Annotated in this window: 15 protein-coding genes; 10 read left to right on the forward strand and 5 right to left on the reverse strand. The window is 69.9% G+C overall.

The features are described 5' to 3' along the window. Positions 1–77: 77 nt before the first annotated feature. Entirely contained in the window at positions 78–1,517 is a 1,440-nt protein-coding gene (locus ACIPV5_RS15050; RefSeq protein WP_053097562.1) for a DUF6421 family protein, read from the reverse strand. A 72-nt stretch (positions 1,518–1,589) separates the two neighbouring features. Between ACIPV5_RS15050 and ACIPV5_RS15055 the strand changes: the two genes are divergently transcribed. Continuing rightward, positions 1,590–2,054: an Lrp/AsnC family transcriptional regulator gene (locus ACIPV5_RS15055; protein WP_053097561.1), complete on the forward strand. Its 465-nt coding sequence runs from the start codon at positions 1,590–1,592 to the stop codon at positions 2,052–2,054. A 16-nt stretch (positions 2,055–2,070) separates the two neighbouring features. On the opposite strand, the gene ACIPV5_RS15060 is transcribed toward ACIPV5_RS15055, so the two are convergent. Beyond that, positions 2,071–3,114: a DUF5937 family protein gene (locus tag ACIPV5_RS15060; RefSeq protein ID WP_285363947.1), complete on the reverse strand. Its 1,044-nt coding sequence runs from the start codon at positions 3,112–3,114 to the stop codon at positions 2,071–2,073. Between the two features lie 45 nt (positions 3,115–3,159). On the opposite strand from ACIPV5_RS15060, the gene ACIPV5_RS15065 reads away from it, so the two are divergent. Genes ACIPV5_RS15065 through ACIPV5_RS15080 form a run of 4 tightly spaced genes read left to right on the forward strand, consistent with a single transcriptional unit; the run spans position 3,160 to position 5,560 of the window. After that, positions 3,160–3,522, forward strand: coding sequence for a cupin domain-containing protein (locus ACIPV5_RS15065; protein ID WP_400341689.1), 363 nt, complete (start codon positions 3,160–3,162; stop codon positions 3,520–3,522). A gap of 23 nt (positions 3,523–3,545) precedes the next feature. Next, the gene (locus ACIPV5_RS15070; RefSeq protein WP_187250291.1) at positions 3,546–3,836 is read left to right on the forward strand and encodes a DUF4287 domain-containing protein; all 291 of its coding nucleotides are present in this window, start codon (positions 3,546–3,548) and stop codon (positions 3,834–3,836) included. 56 nt (positions 3,837–3,892) lie between these two features. Next, positions 3,893–4,537 (forward strand): dihydrofolate reductase family protein, encoded by a 645-nt coding sequence (locus ACIPV5_RS15075; RefSeq protein ID WP_400341690.1) that lies wholly within the window; start codon positions 3,893–3,895, stop codon positions 4,535–4,537. A gap of 45 nt (positions 4,538–4,582) precedes the next feature. Next, a complete protein-coding gene (locus ACIPV5_RS15080) occupies positions 4,583–5,560 on the forward strand; it encodes a 1,4-dihydroxy-2-naphthoate polyprenyltransferase (protein WP_053097558.1) in 978 nt (325 codons plus the stop codon). Between the two features lie 30 nt (positions 5,561–5,590). Here ACIPV5_RS15080 and ACIPV5_RS15085 read toward each other — a convergent pair whose 3' ends face one another. Both ACIPV5_RS15085 and ACIPV5_RS15090 read right to left on the reverse strand, forming a co-directional pair. Further along, positions 5,591–5,875 carry a DUF4229 domain-containing protein gene (locus tag ACIPV5_RS15085; protein ID WP_053097557.1) on the reverse strand — a complete coding sequence of 95 codons (285 nt, stop codon included), beginning with the start codon at positions 5,873–5,875 and terminating at the stop codon, positions 5,591–5,593. Positions 5,876–5,914: 39 nt separating this feature from the next. After that, positions 5,915–6,808 carry a hypothetical protein gene (locus tag ACIPV5_RS15090; protein ID WP_394194617.1) on the reverse strand — a complete coding sequence of 298 codons (894 nt, stop codon included), beginning with the start codon at positions 6,806–6,808 and terminating at the stop codon, positions 5,915–5,917. 153 nt (positions 6,809–6,961) lie between these two features. On the opposite strand from ACIPV5_RS15090, the gene ACIPV5_RS15095 reads away from it, so the two are divergent. From ACIPV5_RS15095 to ACIPV5_RS15115, 5 genes are all read left to right on the forward strand, one after another. Continuing rightward, positions 6,962–7,942 (forward strand): glycosyltransferase family 2 protein, encoded by a 981-nt coding sequence (locus ACIPV5_RS15095; protein WP_285363955.1) that lies wholly within the window; start codon positions 6,962–6,964, stop codon positions 7,940–7,942. Next, the gene (locus tag ACIPV5_RS15100; RefSeq protein WP_400341693.1) at positions 7,939–9,297 is read left to right on the forward strand and encodes a polysialyltransferase family glycosyltransferase; all 1,359 of its coding nucleotides are present in this window, start codon (positions 7,939–7,941) and stop codon (positions 9,295–9,297) included. The genes ACIPV5_RS15095 and ACIPV5_RS15100 overlap by 4 nt, the downstream gene beginning before the upstream one ends. Before the next feature lie 6 nt (positions 9,298–9,303). Further along, complete coding sequence (locus ACIPV5_RS15105; RefSeq protein WP_400341695.1) at positions 9,304–10,521, forward strand: cytidylyltransferase domain-containing protein; 1,218 nt, start codon at positions 9,304–9,306, stop codon at positions 10,519–10,521. 85 nt (positions 10,522–10,606) lie between these two features. Further along, a complete protein-coding gene (locus ACIPV5_RS15110) occupies positions 10,607–11,479 on the forward strand; it encodes an N-acetylneuraminate synthase family protein (RefSeq protein ID WP_056279662.1) in 873 nt (290 codons plus the stop codon). After that, positions 11,476–12,867, forward strand: a complete 1,392-nt coding sequence (locus tag ACIPV5_RS15115; protein ID WP_187250295.1) for a DUF6716 putative glycosyltransferase — start codon at positions 11,476–11,478, stop codon at positions 12,865–12,867. The genes ACIPV5_RS15110 and ACIPV5_RS15115 overlap by 4 nt, the downstream gene beginning before the upstream one ends. A gap of 34 nt (positions 12,868–12,901) precedes the next feature. Here the strand turns inward: ACIPV5_RS15115 and ACIPV5_RS15120 are convergent, their stop codons facing one another. Next, complete coding sequence (locus tag ACIPV5_RS15120; RefSeq protein ID WP_400341697.1) at positions 12,902–13,837, reverse strand: hypothetical protein; 936 nt, start codon at positions 13,835–13,837, stop codon at positions 12,902–12,904. Between the last annotated feature and the right edge of the window lie 81 nt (positions 13,838–13,918).

The following is a 13,918-nucleotide window of genomic DNA, read 5'->3' on the forward strand; positions in this document are numbered from 1 at the left end:
CACCCCGGGCAGGAATGGCCGCAGACGCTGCGTCCGGTCGCACCACACGATCGGACCCCAGAAATGCGCGATTCGAGTCAGTCGTCGGTGCCCCGGATGCCGACGGTCGACTCGATGACCGCCTTCATCTTCTTGTCGAGGGTCTCGAAGAACATCGACAGCGGGAACTCGTCGTCCATCACGGCATCCGTGTAACCCTTCGGCGCGCCGGCGAGGATCTCGTCCGACAACCCGCGGGCCCACTGCGATGCCGGGTGCGGCGTGAGCGTGCCGCGCACGAGGTCGTACGCGGCGAGCCAGTGCGCGACCTTCGGGCGGTCGATCGAGTGCCAGTACAGGTCGTCGATCGCGTCGCCCAGAGCCACGACGGCATCCGGCACGTTGTCCCAGTCGAAGGTGAGCGCCGTGTCGGTCCAGTGCAGCACGCCGCGCTGGTGCAGCCAGGCGAACAGCAGCTGTCCGCCGACGGCGTCGTAGTTGCGCGTGCGGGTGCCGGTGATCGAGAAGCGGAAGATCCGGTCGAAGATCACCGCGTACTGCACGAGGTGCGCGTAGTCGTGCATCTCCTGCTCGGTCTCGGTGAGCTCCTCACCCGCGGCGATGCGGGCCGCGAGGGTGCGCTCGATGTTCACCGACTCGCGGAACGCCGTCATGTCGCAGCGCATCTCCTCGAGCGAGTAGAGGAAGAACGGCATCCGCTGCTTGATCATGAACGGGTCGAAGGGCAGGTCGCCGCGCATGTGGGTGCGGTCGTGGATGATGTCCCACATGACGAAGGTCTTCTCAGCCACCTGCTGATCGTCGAGCATCGCGCTCGCGCGCTCAGGCAGGTCGAGGTTGGTGATCGCGGCAGCGGCGCGGGTGACCCGGCGGTAGCGTGCGGCCTCGCGGTCCTGGAAGATCGCGCCCCATGTGAACGAGGGGATCTCGCGCATCGCGACGGTCTCGGGGAACAGCACGGCCGAGTTGGTGTCGTAGCCGGGCGTGAAGTCGACCAGACGCAGCGAGACGAACAGCTTGTTGCCGTAGTCGCCGGCCTCGAGGGCGGCGATGAACTCGGGCCAGATCGTCTCGACGATCAGCGCCTCGACGAGTCGGTCGCTCGATCCGTTCTGCGTGTACATCGGGAAGACGACCAGGTGGCGGATGCCGTCGACGCGGTGCTGCTGCGGCTGGAACGCCAGGAGCGAGTCGAGGAAGTCCGGCACGCCGAAGCCCTCCGAGACCCAGCGGTCGAAGTCGACGACGGAGGCGGCGAGGTACTCGGCGTCGTGCGGGAAGGCGGGAGCGAGTGCGCGGATGCCGGCGGTGATCGCGGCGACGAGGTCGCGCGCCGCGGCGTGGTGCGCGGCATCCGGGATCGATCCGTCCTTGATCTGCATCTCGCGGATCGCGATCGCGGCGTCCTTGAGCTGAGCCCAGGCGACGCTCTGCTCGGCGATCGATGCGTCCTCGACGACCTCGGGTTCGCCGACGATGGCCTGAACAGCGGTGCTGTGGGCAGAAATGATGGACATCGGGACCTCCGATCGGAGAGTTTGACGGAAAGATTCCGGCATATACGGAATCCTGACGATAATATTACATCTATGGATGACTCTGTCGACCGCGCGATCCTGGCCGAGATCTCACGAGACGGCCGTGCGACACTGTCCCAGTTGTCCGATGCTGTCGGCCTCTCCGTGTCGGCCGTGCAATCACGTCTGCGTCGCCTCGAGACGCGCGGGATCATCACCGGCTACCGCGCGATCCTCGACCCCGAACTCGTCGGCACGCCCCTGTCCGCCTTCATCGAGATCACGCCGCTCGACCCGGCGCAGCCCGACAACGCCCCCGAGCTTCTCGAACACCTCGACGCGATCGAGGCGTGCCACTCGATCGCGGGAGACGCCAGCTACATGCTGTTCGTGCGGGTCGCCTCGCCCCGCGCGCTGGAAGAGCTCGTGCGCGACATCCGGCTGGCCGCGAACGTGAGCACCCGCACCACGGTCGTGCTGCAGACCTACTACGAGCACCGGCCGATCATCTCGGTCGCGCCGGACGCATCCGCATAGCGCGGACGCGCGGTGCTCACAGTGCGGCGCCGACCATCGCCTCGCCGAGGGGCGTGCGCAGATGCAGCATCCTCGCGCCGTCGCGCTCGCTCGAGATCAGTCCTGCGTCGCGCAGCACGGTGAGGTGGTGGGATGCGGTCGACACCGCGATTCCCGCGTCCTGAGCGACCTGCGAGGTCGTGCGGGACGTGCCGGCTCCCAGGAGGATGCCGGCGCGAGCGGGGCCGAGGAGGGCGCCCAGCGCCCCGGAGATCTCGGCGGCGTCCCTCGACCAGCCGGCGGTCACCCCGCGCGCCGGGTAGAACAGCGTGGGTTGCGCCGGCGGCTCGGTGAGCACCATGCACCCCCATGTCGACATCACCGACGGAACGAGCACCAGCCCGCTTCCGTGGCAGTCGACGACCTCGCTGTGGCGGCGCAGCGAGACGCGCACGGCCCCGTCGCCCCAGGTCACCTTCGGGTGGAGGCCCCCGGCCATCTCTCTGATCCCCGACGTGGCGATCACTCGCGATCGGACCGCGATGTCGGCTCGCAGCAGCCGATCCAGCTGCGGCCAGACCGGCGCCAGTGCGGCATCCCACATCTCCGACCAGGCGTCTGCGATCATCGCCCGCGCTCGTTCGGGCTGCTGCTGCATGTCGCGCAGTGCGCGTCGGCGAGCGCCGGTCGAGCGGATGACCATCTTGCCGAGGTCGACGCGCAGTGGATCGAGGGGTGCGCTGCGCAGCGCCGACAGCTCGGTCTCCGGTGTCATGTCCCATGCGGGGGCGGTCGTGAAGAAGTCGGGAAGATAGCCGTCATCGCCGACGACGACGGCGAGCAGGCGGAAGCTCTCGCGAGGCAGCCGATCGCGCACGGCGCGCAGCCATCCCCACTGCAGGGGATGCTGGGCCGGCCGCAGCAGCACGCGCACGGCGTGGGCGAGCTCATGCCCGGGGGATATGCCGAATCGCACCGCCTGGATGTCTCCGGGGCTCAGAAGGAACTCCACGCGGTGGTCGGGGTGCTCGACGCCCTCGCGTGGCGTGCCGGCACCTGCGACGACAGAGTTTCGATCCACATCGAAACTCTAGGTCGTCCATCGCGGCCTGTCGAGACTGGGCTCATGAACACCACGTCATCTGCTCTCGCAGCCGTCGCCGCAGCGGACATCCGCATCGGAACCGGGAACAGCCGACGCTTCGTCGGCGCGGATCACGGTGCGGCCATCTCCTACTTCTACGTCGAGAATCAGCCCGGCGACGGGCCCGGGCTGCACTGGCATCCCTACCCCGAGACGTGGGTGGTGCTCGAAGGCACGGCGCGCATCACGGTGGGCGCGGACACGATCGTCGCCTCCGCCGGTGACACGGCCACGGGCCCGGCCTTCGTGCCACACTCCTTCACGAACATCGGTCGCGGAACGCTGCGCCTCATCGGCATCCATGCGTCCGCCACGATCATCCAGACCTTCCTCTCCGACGACTGACCCACGACACACCAGGAGCACCCATGTCCTTCCAGGCATACCTCGACAAGGTCGAGACGCAGACCGGCCTCACCCCGCGGCAGTTCATCGAACTGGCGAAGGAGCAGGGCTTCGACGAGACGACCAAGTCCACCGTCGTCCTCAACTGGCTCAAGCAGGACTACGGCCTCGGGCACGGGCATGCCCAGGCGATGGTCCACGTGATCCTCAAGGGGCCGAAGATCAGCGACAAGCATGTCGGCAAGGGCGGCGCGCACGGCGATGCGTCCGACACGCTCTGGCTCGACGGCAAGGACAGCAACCCCGACGGCTGATCCCGCCCGCCACCGCACGACCGAGAACACCCAGAACACCGCACCGAGGAGCCCACATGGCAGTCCGCATCGATCTCAACGTCTCTCTCGACGGATTCGCGACGACCACCGACCAATCACCCGAGAATCCGTTCGGCGAGGACTGGTCGCGTCTGGTCGCGGCGTACACCGCGACACGGACGTTCCGCAGCCGCGTGCTCGGCGACACGTCGGGTGCCGGCACGACCGGCGTCGACGAGAGATACGCCCAGGAGTACTTCGAGGGCGTCGGCGCCGAGATCATGGGTGCCGGGATGTTCGGTCTGCACCAGAACCCCGATGACACCGAGTGGCGCGGATGGTGGGGCGACGAGCCGCCGTTCGAGGTGCCGGTCTTCGTGCTCACGCATGCACGGCGCGAGCCGATCGAGTTCGCCAACGGGACCGTCTTCCACTTCCTCGAGACGACCCCGGAGGAGGCGCTCGCCCGGGCTGCCGCGGTGGCCGGCGACCGGGACGTGCGCGTCGGCGGCGGCATCGACGTCGTGCGGCAGTTCCTGCGCAGGGGCCTGGTCGACCGGCTGCACCTTGCGGTCAACCCGCTCGTGATCGGCAGCGGGCAGCGCATCTGGGACGGACTGCGCGGCATCGAGAACGACTACGAGCTGCGTTCCGAGGTGGCCGAGAGCGGTGTCATCCATCTGAACTTCCGCCGAGACTGAGGCGCAGAGGGGGCGTCCATCGGCGCCCCCAGTAGGATTCCCTGCGTGGCAGCATCCTCGAAGCGCAAGAAGAATCAGCCCCGTGTGAGCGGCAATCCCGCGAAGCGGGCGAGCGGCAATCCGGCGACCCAGACCGCCATCGACGCCGGGCCCGTCACAGTCCGCGACTGGATCGGCGCCGCACGGCTGCGCACTCTTCCGCTCGCCGTCGCCCCCGTCGTCATCGGCACCGGCGCCGCACGCAGCACCGGTCCGGAGTTCCACTGGGTGATCGCGCTCGCGTGCCTCGCGGTCGCCGTGCTGCTGCAGGTCGGCGTCAACTTCGCGAACGACTACAGCGACGGCATCCGGGGCACCGATGCCGTGCGCGTCGGCCCGGCCCGCCTGACGGCATCCGGTCGGGTGAAGCCCCGCACCGTGCTCGTCGCCGCGTTGGTCTTCTTCGCGCTCGCTGCGGCGGTCGGCGTCGCGATCGTGGTCCGCACCGAGCAGTGGTGGATGCTGGCCATCGGCGCCGCGTGCATCATCGCCGCGTGGTTCTACACCGGCGGCAAGAGGCCCTACGGGTACAACGCTCTCGGCGAGGTGTTCGTCTTCATCTTCTTCGGCCTCGTCGCGACGCTCGGCACGACGTGGGTGCAGGCGTTCGAACTGCCCCAGCAGGCGTGGCTCGGGGCGATCGCGGCGGGCCTCTTCGCCTGCGCCGTGCTCCTCGCCAACAACCTGCGCGACATCGATCAGGATCGCCTGGTCGGCAAGCGCACGCTGACGGTGCTGATCGGCAAGCGCGCGACCCAGGTGCTCTTCACGCTGTTCGTGATCGTGCCCTTCGGCATCCTCGCGTTCATCGCGCTGCTGTACCCGATCGCGTGGATCGGGCTGCTCGCGCTGCTCGCCGGGCTCCCGGCCATCCTGATCGTCTGGACCTATCGTCAGGCGAAGGAGCTCGTCACGGCCCTGGCGCTGACATCGCTGACCGCACTGCTCTATGCCGGTGCGTTCTTCTGGGCCCTCGCCGGCTGAGCCGCCGATCGAACCGGCTGGCGCTGTGCGTCAGGCCCTCTCGGCGCCGTCGATCGCGTCGTCTTCGACGTCGGCGTCCTTCTGCGCGGCGGAGCTCTTGCCTTCGCGGCGCTCGACGATCCGGGCCGAGGCGTCGGTGAGCGGCCGGCGCAGGAACAGCATCGAGATGCTCACGCCGATGAGCGCGGCGAAGATCGCGGCGAGCCACCAGTACTCGCGGAAGATCGGGAAGAAGAACCACATGATCGCCAGCGGCACGAGGAAGGCCAGCAGACGCAGCACGGTGTAGACGAGGAAAGGTGCACGGTTCTTCACCTGCTCAGTCTACGTTCGCGACCTGAGGGGTCAGCTGTGTCAGCCGTCGATGCCCAGCGTCCGGAACGGGATGCCGCGCACGACGCGCTTCCACGGGTGCTCGCCGAGCGACCACAGCAGCTTCTCGTCGAGGTCGAGTGCGAGGTCCTCGCAGCCGACGGGCAGCGGCACCCGGTCGCGTGCCAGCGAATCGCGGTTCCCCGTCCACAGGACGCCGGGTCGCATGTGATCCGACTGCGAGACGAAGTGCCGGTCACCCCAGCGGACGGCGCCCTGCATGTGCGTGATCCCTGGCGAGAAACGGCTGATCTCGCGGAACTCGTCGCCATCGCCGTCCGGCACGGAGAACTCGCCGATGCGTCCCTCGTCGTCGCGGGTGTATTCGCCGATGAGCACCCTCCGTAGGGGCACTCCCTCGTCGTCGTAGACGCGGCCGAGGTACGAGCAGCGCAGGTCGAGCGGGTGCACGCGGGTGCGCACCGCGACGAGCGCGGTGGCCCGCAGGCCTCGTCCCCGCGCGCCGGCGAGGCGTCGCGCATCCGAGCCCCGGACGCGACGGATGTCGGCGAGGTCGAACTCCCAGATGCCACGGCCGGTGGCTGCGACGAACAGGCGGTCGTCGAACCACGCGAGTCCGCCGGCGTGGATCCGGGCGGGCTGGAGCTCGCCGTCCTCGTCGATCGCGAGCAGCACGTCGAGATGTCGGGAGCGCTCGAGGTCGACGAACGCGACCCGCGATGCCAGATGGTGTCCGTCGAGCTGCTGCCGGAACCAGCTCACGGCGAGAGTCCGACGGCCCTGCCACAGGCCCAGGTCGATGCCCTGCGGGTACCAGCGGCGGGTCCAGGTGCGGGCGCTCAGCCACCGCAGGTCGACCGTGCTGCGGCGCTTCTGCCGCACCGGGCGCCACGTCGTTCCGAACGGCCAGAGCATGCTCCCATCGTCGCCGATCCCCGGGCGCGGTGCGAATCCGGCATCGCCACGCCCGGGTCGACCGAGATCACGTCACCGCGCGTTCACCCGCAGGCCGCCGACCGGCAAGGAGCGCCTGAGAGCATTCCGACACCGTCGACCCGGGGGAGTTCTGTGCGCACACCGCTCGTGACCGTCATCCTGCCCGCCAAGGACGCAGGCGCCTACATCGGCACGACGCTCGAGACGCTGACACGGCAGTTCGACGATCCCGCCGCGCTCAAGCTGGTGGCGATCGACGACGGCTCCCGTGATGACACCGGCATGCTCATGCGTCGATACGCCGAGCGCTTCCCGCACGCCGAGGTCATCGTCAACGCCCGGCCGAAGGGGCTCGCGAGCGCCCGCAATCAGGGGCTCGAGCGGGTCGACGGCGACGCGTTCTGCTTTCTCGACGGCGACGACTGGATGCAGCCGGGGCGGCTCTCGGTGCTGGTGCGCCGACTGCATGAGCTGCGCTGCGACATGCTCCGCACCGATCACGTCACCGTGAAGGACGGCGTGCGCACCCTGGTGCCGGCGCCTCACCCGTGGCGCGAGGCGGTCGGCTCTCCGCGCGACGCGATCCTGCCCGAGAACGAGCCGACCATGGTCGACTATCCGTTCGCGTGGGCCGGCGTCCTGCACCGTCGCCTGATCGACGAGGGAATCGCGGGGTTCACACCCGGCCTGTTCACCGCCGAGGATCGTCCGTGGATCTGGCGTCTGCATCTGCTGGCCCGGTCGTTCGCGGTGGTCGACGCTCCTGCCCTGCTCTACCGCCGGGGGGTGTCGACATCGCTGACCCAGGTGCGCGACCGCCGCCAACTGGACTTCGTGCGGGCGATGGGCGAGGTGCTCGACATCGTCGAGGCGGATGCCGAGGCCGACCGCTTCCTCCCGAAGGCGGTGTGGAGCGTGATGGCCCTCTCGTCCCGGCACCTGGTGCGATCGAGGCGGATGACGCCGTCGCTGCGCGCCGAGATGCGCGCCGGCCTCCGCGGTCTGCTGGCCCGCCTGCCCCAGAGTGAGACGACGGCCGTGCTGTCGCGCCTCGACGGGCCGCGTCGCCGAGTGCTCGCCCCGCTGCTGCGTGCGGTCGGACGTGCGGCATGACCCAGCTCTTCGCGGTGCACAGCGCCTATGGGCTCGCCACCGTCGCCGCCGCGCTCGACGGCGGGCTGCTCGGCGAGCATGGCGAGCGCGTGCTCGTGCCGTTCGTGTCCTCGCGGGTGCCCGAGACGTCCGTGGGCATCGTCGCCGACCCGGCGCTCGCGAGCCTCCGCGACCGGTTCGACCGGATCGAGGATCTCGACGCGCTGCTCGGTCCGCTGCATCCGAGCTCCTGGAAGCCGGATGCCGGCGACCTGCCGCTGCTGCGGCGACTGCTGACGAGGGCATGGGGGATCGACCCCGGCGACCTCGAACTGCTCGTGCAGAGCCCGCAGGTCGCCCCGGCGCGCGTCCTGATGCAGATCTTCCCTCATGCGCATCTCACGATCATCGGCGACGGGCTCATGACGTACTCGCCGATGCGGGTGCGGATGCCGCACACGATCACCGCTCGGATCGGCCGCGTCGTGCACGTCGACGTGGTGCCGGGGGTCACACCGCTGGTGGGCTCGCCCGTCGCGACGCCGGTGCCGGTCTCACCCGATCTGTTCCGGGCGGTGCTCGCCGAGACCGCCGAGGCGGTCGACGACACGGCGGAGCTCGAGAGCGCGCTCGACGGAGAGCCGACCGTGCTCGTCCTCGGCCAGTACCTGTCCGCCCTCGGCCTGGTCGGCGAGCGCGAGGAGATCGCGCTGCAGAAGGAGATGATCGATCGTGCGGCCGGCCGGCGACCGCAGCACATCGTCTTCAAGCCGCACCCCTCGGCGCCGCCTCGGCTCAGCGACGCACTGCGCGACCGAGCAGCGGTCCACGGCATCGACTTCCGCGAGTACCGCGGCGCGCTCGCCGCAGAGGCGCTGGCCGAGCGGGTCGATGCCAGGGCCGTCATCGCCGGATTCTCGACGGCGCTGCCGACCGTCCAGGCCCTGTTCGGTCGAGAGATCGAGGCGGTGGGCACCGACACCGTGCTCGCACGTCTGACCCCGTACGAGAACAGCAACCGGGTGCCTGCGACGATCGTGGACGCGCTGACCAGGCCGGACTCCCCGTATCGCGATCCGGCGCGCATGCAGCTCCTGATCGACGCGGTCGGCTACGTCATGCAGCCCGTCGTCGCCGCACACCTCCGCGAGCGTGCCGAGCAGCTGCTCTCCGGCATCCGCCCGTCCGATCGCGATCGCTACTTCGCGCCCGAGAGGCTGATCGAACTGCGGTTGCCCGGGGCGCCGCGCGAGACGGCGATCCGTCGCGTGCTGCGCCCGGTGGGCGGCATCGGTCGAGTCGAGCAGGTGCGGCTCACCGTGCTCGCCGCGCGGCGCAGACTCTCGCGTGCCTGGCGCGTGCTCAGAGGGCGATGACGGACGATGACGGGCGATGACGGCGAGGGGACGAGCGGCATGATCGAGCAGCAGCAGCAGCAGAGGACGGATGTCGGCAGGGTCGTCGCGATCATCCCGGCACGTGGCGGGTCGAAGGGCGTGCCGCGCAAGAACCTGCGCCGTGTGGGCGGTGTGCCTCTCATCGAACGCGCCGTGCGCACGGCGCTGGAGGCCGAGGGCATCGACCTCGTGGTGGTGTCGACCGACGACGACGAGATCGCGGCGGTGAGCGAGGCGGCCGGGGCGCGAGTCGTGCGGCGTCCGACCGCGATCTCCGGCGACACGGCGTCGTCGGAGTCGGCCATCCTGCATGCTCTCGACGAGCTCGCCGCCGGGGGAGACCGCGCTGACGTGGTGGCCTTCCTGCAGGCGACATCGCCGTTCATCCCGCGCGAGGCCCTGTCTCGTGCCGTGCGCGAGGTGAGCGAGCGTCGGGCGGACAGCGTGTTCGCGGCCCATGAGACCTACGGATTCCTCTGGGCACGCAGCGCGGATGCCGACGCAGCCGTCGCACTCAACCACGACGCCGCGCGTCGCCCGCGTCGCCAGGATCGCGAGCCGCACTACCTCGAGACGGGCGCGTTCTACGTCTTCCGCGCTGACGGCTTCCGTGAGGCGGAGCACCGCTTCTTCGGCCGCATCCGCGTCGCCGAGGTGCCCGAATGGACGGCGATCGAGATCGACGACGAGCAGCAGCTCCGCATCGCCCGAGCGCTCGCCGCCCTTCACGAGAGCCCGGACCGGGTGCCGGTGCGAGCGATCGTGACCGACTTCGACGGCGTGCACACCGACGACACGGCGACGGTCGACGCCGACGGCATCGAACGGGTGCGGGTGAGCCGGGAAGACGGCATGGGGGTGTCGCTGCTGCGGCGGGCCGGCATCCCGATGCTGATCCTCTCCACCGAGGTCAACGCGGTGGTGCGGGCTCGGGCCGACAAGCTGCGCGTTCCGGTGCTGCACGGCATCGACGACAAGGAGTCCGCGCTGCGCGGGTGGGCCGAGGAGGTCGGCATCGCGCTGGCCGACATCGCGTACCTGGGCAACGACGTGAACGACCTGCCGGCGCTGCGCATCGTCGGCTGGCCGGTGGCGGTGGCCGACGCGCATCCGCTGGTGCTCGAGGCCGCCAGGGTCGTGCTGACGCGCCGGGGCGGCCACGGCGCCGTCCGCGAGCTGATCGAACGGGTGTTGCCCGCCTGACCGGTGCCGGTAACCCTCCTGTCGTTCGGCGTTCACCCCCGGCGCGTACTCAGGAGAGAAGGCCATTTCGACGACCGGAGGAACCATGACTGTCAGCATCGGCTCACGCGTGATCGGCGGCGGTCACCCCGCCTATGTCATCGCGGAGATCGGCCTCAACCACAACGGCGACGTCGACCTCGCCAAGCGCCTGATCGACGTCGCGGCGAAGGCGGGAGCCGACGCCGTGAAGTTCCAGAAGCGCACCCCCGAGATCTCCACCCCCGAGCACATGCGCGATGTTCCGCGCGAGACGCCATGGGGCACCATGAGCTACCTCGACTACCGCCGCCGCGTCGAGTTCGGCCGTGACGAGTACATCGCGATCGGCGATCACGCCACGATGCTCGGGCTCGACTGGTTCGCGTCGCCGTGGGACGTGCCGAGCGTCGCCTTCCTCGAAGACCTCAACGTCGTGGCGCACAAGGTCGCCTCCGCGAGCCTGACCGACACCGAGCTGCTCGTCGCGCTGCGCGAGACCGGCAAGCCCGTCATCCTCTCCACCGGCATGTCGACGATCGAGCAGATCGATCGCGCCCTCACGACCCTCGGCACCGACCGGGTGGTGCTGATGCACGCCACCTCGACGTATCCGCTCGAGCCCGAAGAGGCCAACCTGCGCGCGATCGCCACCCTGCGCGACCGCTACCCCGGTGTTCCGGTCGGATACTCGGGCCACGAGCGGGGGCTGCAGATCTCGCTCGCCGCCGTCGCGATCGGAGCGGTGGCCGTCGAACGCCACATCACGCTCGACCGCACGATGTGGGGCTCCGACCATGCGGCATCCCTCGAACCCACCGGACTCGAGCACCTCGTGCGCGACATCCGCGTGATCGAGATGGCTCTGGGCGACGGCGTCAAGCGCGTGTTCGACAGTGAGCGGGCGCCGATGGCCAAGCTGCGCCGCATCCCGGCATGAGCGGATCCGGCTCGCTGCGGGTCGTCGCGATCGCCGACGCCGACTCGTTCGTGAAATGGTCGGCGTCGCTGCTCGGCAGCGTGCCCGGCATCCGTCCGCACCTGCTGCTCGTGCAGACGCCGCTGACCGCCAGCCTCGACCAGCAGCGGAGTGCGCTGGCGGGCACGGGGATGCTGTCCGACGATGTGACCCGCCTGTCCTTCGCGCGCGTGAGCGCCTGGCTCGAGGGGCAGCGTCCTGACGTCGTGCTGCTCGCCGGCCGCGGCCCGTTCGTGCGCCTGTTGGGCCGGGTCGTCGACGGGCTCACCGTGCGACCGGTCGTCGTCGCCGGACTTCCGGGCATGGCCGTTCCCGCGCAGCGCGGTGCCCTCGAGTACCGGCGGAACGCCGATCTGCTCGTCGTGCACTCGCATCGGGAGGAGCGTGCGTTCGCCGAGCTCGGTCGCCGGATCGGCGTGCAGGTGCCGACGGCGCTCGCGACCCTGCCGTTCGCGAGATCCCGATCGCGGATGGTGGCGGCTGATCGGGCACGGGTGATCGCGGCCGAGTCCGGAGGATCGTCCGGAACCCTCGTCGCCGAGAGGCCGGCCGAGCCCCGGGCGGTGCGGATGCCGGCGACCGACATCGTGTTCGCGGCCCAGGCCCTCGTGCCCACCGACCGGGAGGAGCGGGCCGAGATCGCGGCCACTCTCGTGCGCGCGGCGGAAGCGGACCCGAACCGCCGTGTGGTGGTCAAGCTGCGGTCGCGGCCCGGTGAGTCGGAGACGCATCTCGAACGCGACGCGTACCTCGATCTGCTCCCTGCGAGGCGTCCGGAGAACCTCGTCGTCTCGTACGGATCCATGGCACAGGCGCTGTCGACGGCGGCCGGACTCGTCACGGTCAGCTCCACCGCGGCGGTCGAGGCGGTGGCGCAGGGGGTGCCCGTGATCGCCCTCGACTCGTTCGGAGTGAGCAAGAGCCTGTTGAACACGGTGTTCGTCGGCAGCGGTCTGCTGGGCGGGCGCAGCGAGGTCGTGGCCGGGCGCTTCCGGCATCCGCACCCCGTCTGGCTGCGTGACAACTACTTCCACCCCTCGGCCGAATCGACCTGGTGGGAGCACGTCGAACAGCTCGTCGCGCTGCGCCGCGCGGGGGGACTCCCGGCGAAGCGCGTGCCGGCGGCCCGCGGTGGCGCGATGCACGAGGCGTGGCATCGCGCGAGTGTGCTCGGGGCGAACGACCGCACACTCCGCGGAACCGCGGCGCTCGCCGTCGGCGTGCCCGCCACGGCGCTGCTCGGCGCTCTGCGGCGGGGTCGATCGTCGGTGGGCAGCGGCACCTGGGCCGACGCGTCGACCGATTTCACGCTCGAGCCGAACCCCTTCCACGACTCGATCCGGCGCTGAGGGCGCTGCCGACCCCTCACACGGCCGAGCGCCCTCACGCGGCCGACGGTCGAGGCGCGGCGATCGACGGCGGGTTCGGGTCGTTCCACCGCTGGAAGGTCTGCACCCACCAGAACGTGGCGAACAGGATCAGTGCGACGGCCTCGCCGATCAGCACGACCGGAGTCTCACCGAAGGCCTGACGGAAGAGCAGCGCCACCACCAGCAGCACGAGGTCGGCGATCATCAGCCCCGAGATCCACCGATAGATCGTGCGCTGTCGGGGCGTGGGCGGCGTCTCGTCCGGGTCGAGCGGCCCTCCCGCGTAGAGGATCGGGACGGCTGCGAACACTCCGAAGAACAACAGGGTCGCTGCGAAGTGGATGCTGTTGACCGGCCAGAAGTTGAACGGGAAGTGCTCGTTGACCGCCGGAGCGAATGCGAGCGCCACGACCACGACCGCGGTCACGAGCGCGATGATCGAGACGAGCGTCGCCGAGCGATTCGGGGTGCGGGTGCGGCGACGGATCAGCGCCATCGTGACCACGACCGCCACGACCACCACGGCGTAGACGGCGATTCCCGCTTTCGCGCTTGCGACGGCGTCGACGGGGATGCACTCCTGCGCCGTCGGGCACGGCATCCGGTCGACCGCGCGCGGATCGGCGATGCCCACGGGAACGATCGCGATGAGCGGCGCGAACACCGCGCACACGTCGAGCAGGGTCGTCGCGTGACTGCGTCCCGAGAGCGCGAGCAGGGCCACGGATGCCGCGATCAGGGTGCCGACGAAGACGTCGCGGACCGGTGTGTAGAAGGCGTGGCTGATCGAGGGCGGCGGGTTCCAGCCGAAGATCAGGGGTGTCCACGACACGACGACGCTCTGCAGCACGACAGCGAGGATCAGCGCGACGACGATCAGAACCAGCGACAGACGCAGGTAGCGATGCGTCTTCTGTCCGGTCGTGACGGGGGCGTCTGCGGCTGCCATGATCGTGACGGTACACCGCCGGGCTGACGCCGACGTGTGACGCCCCGCGACGGCCCTTGTCATGCGCGGACTCACTCTGTC

The sequence above is a fragment of the Microbacterium sp. NPDC090014 genome, assembly GCF_044748285.1.
In the GTDB taxonomy this organism is placed as follows: domain Bacteria; phylum Actinomycetota; class Actinomycetes; order Actinomycetales; family Microbacteriaceae; genus Microbacterium.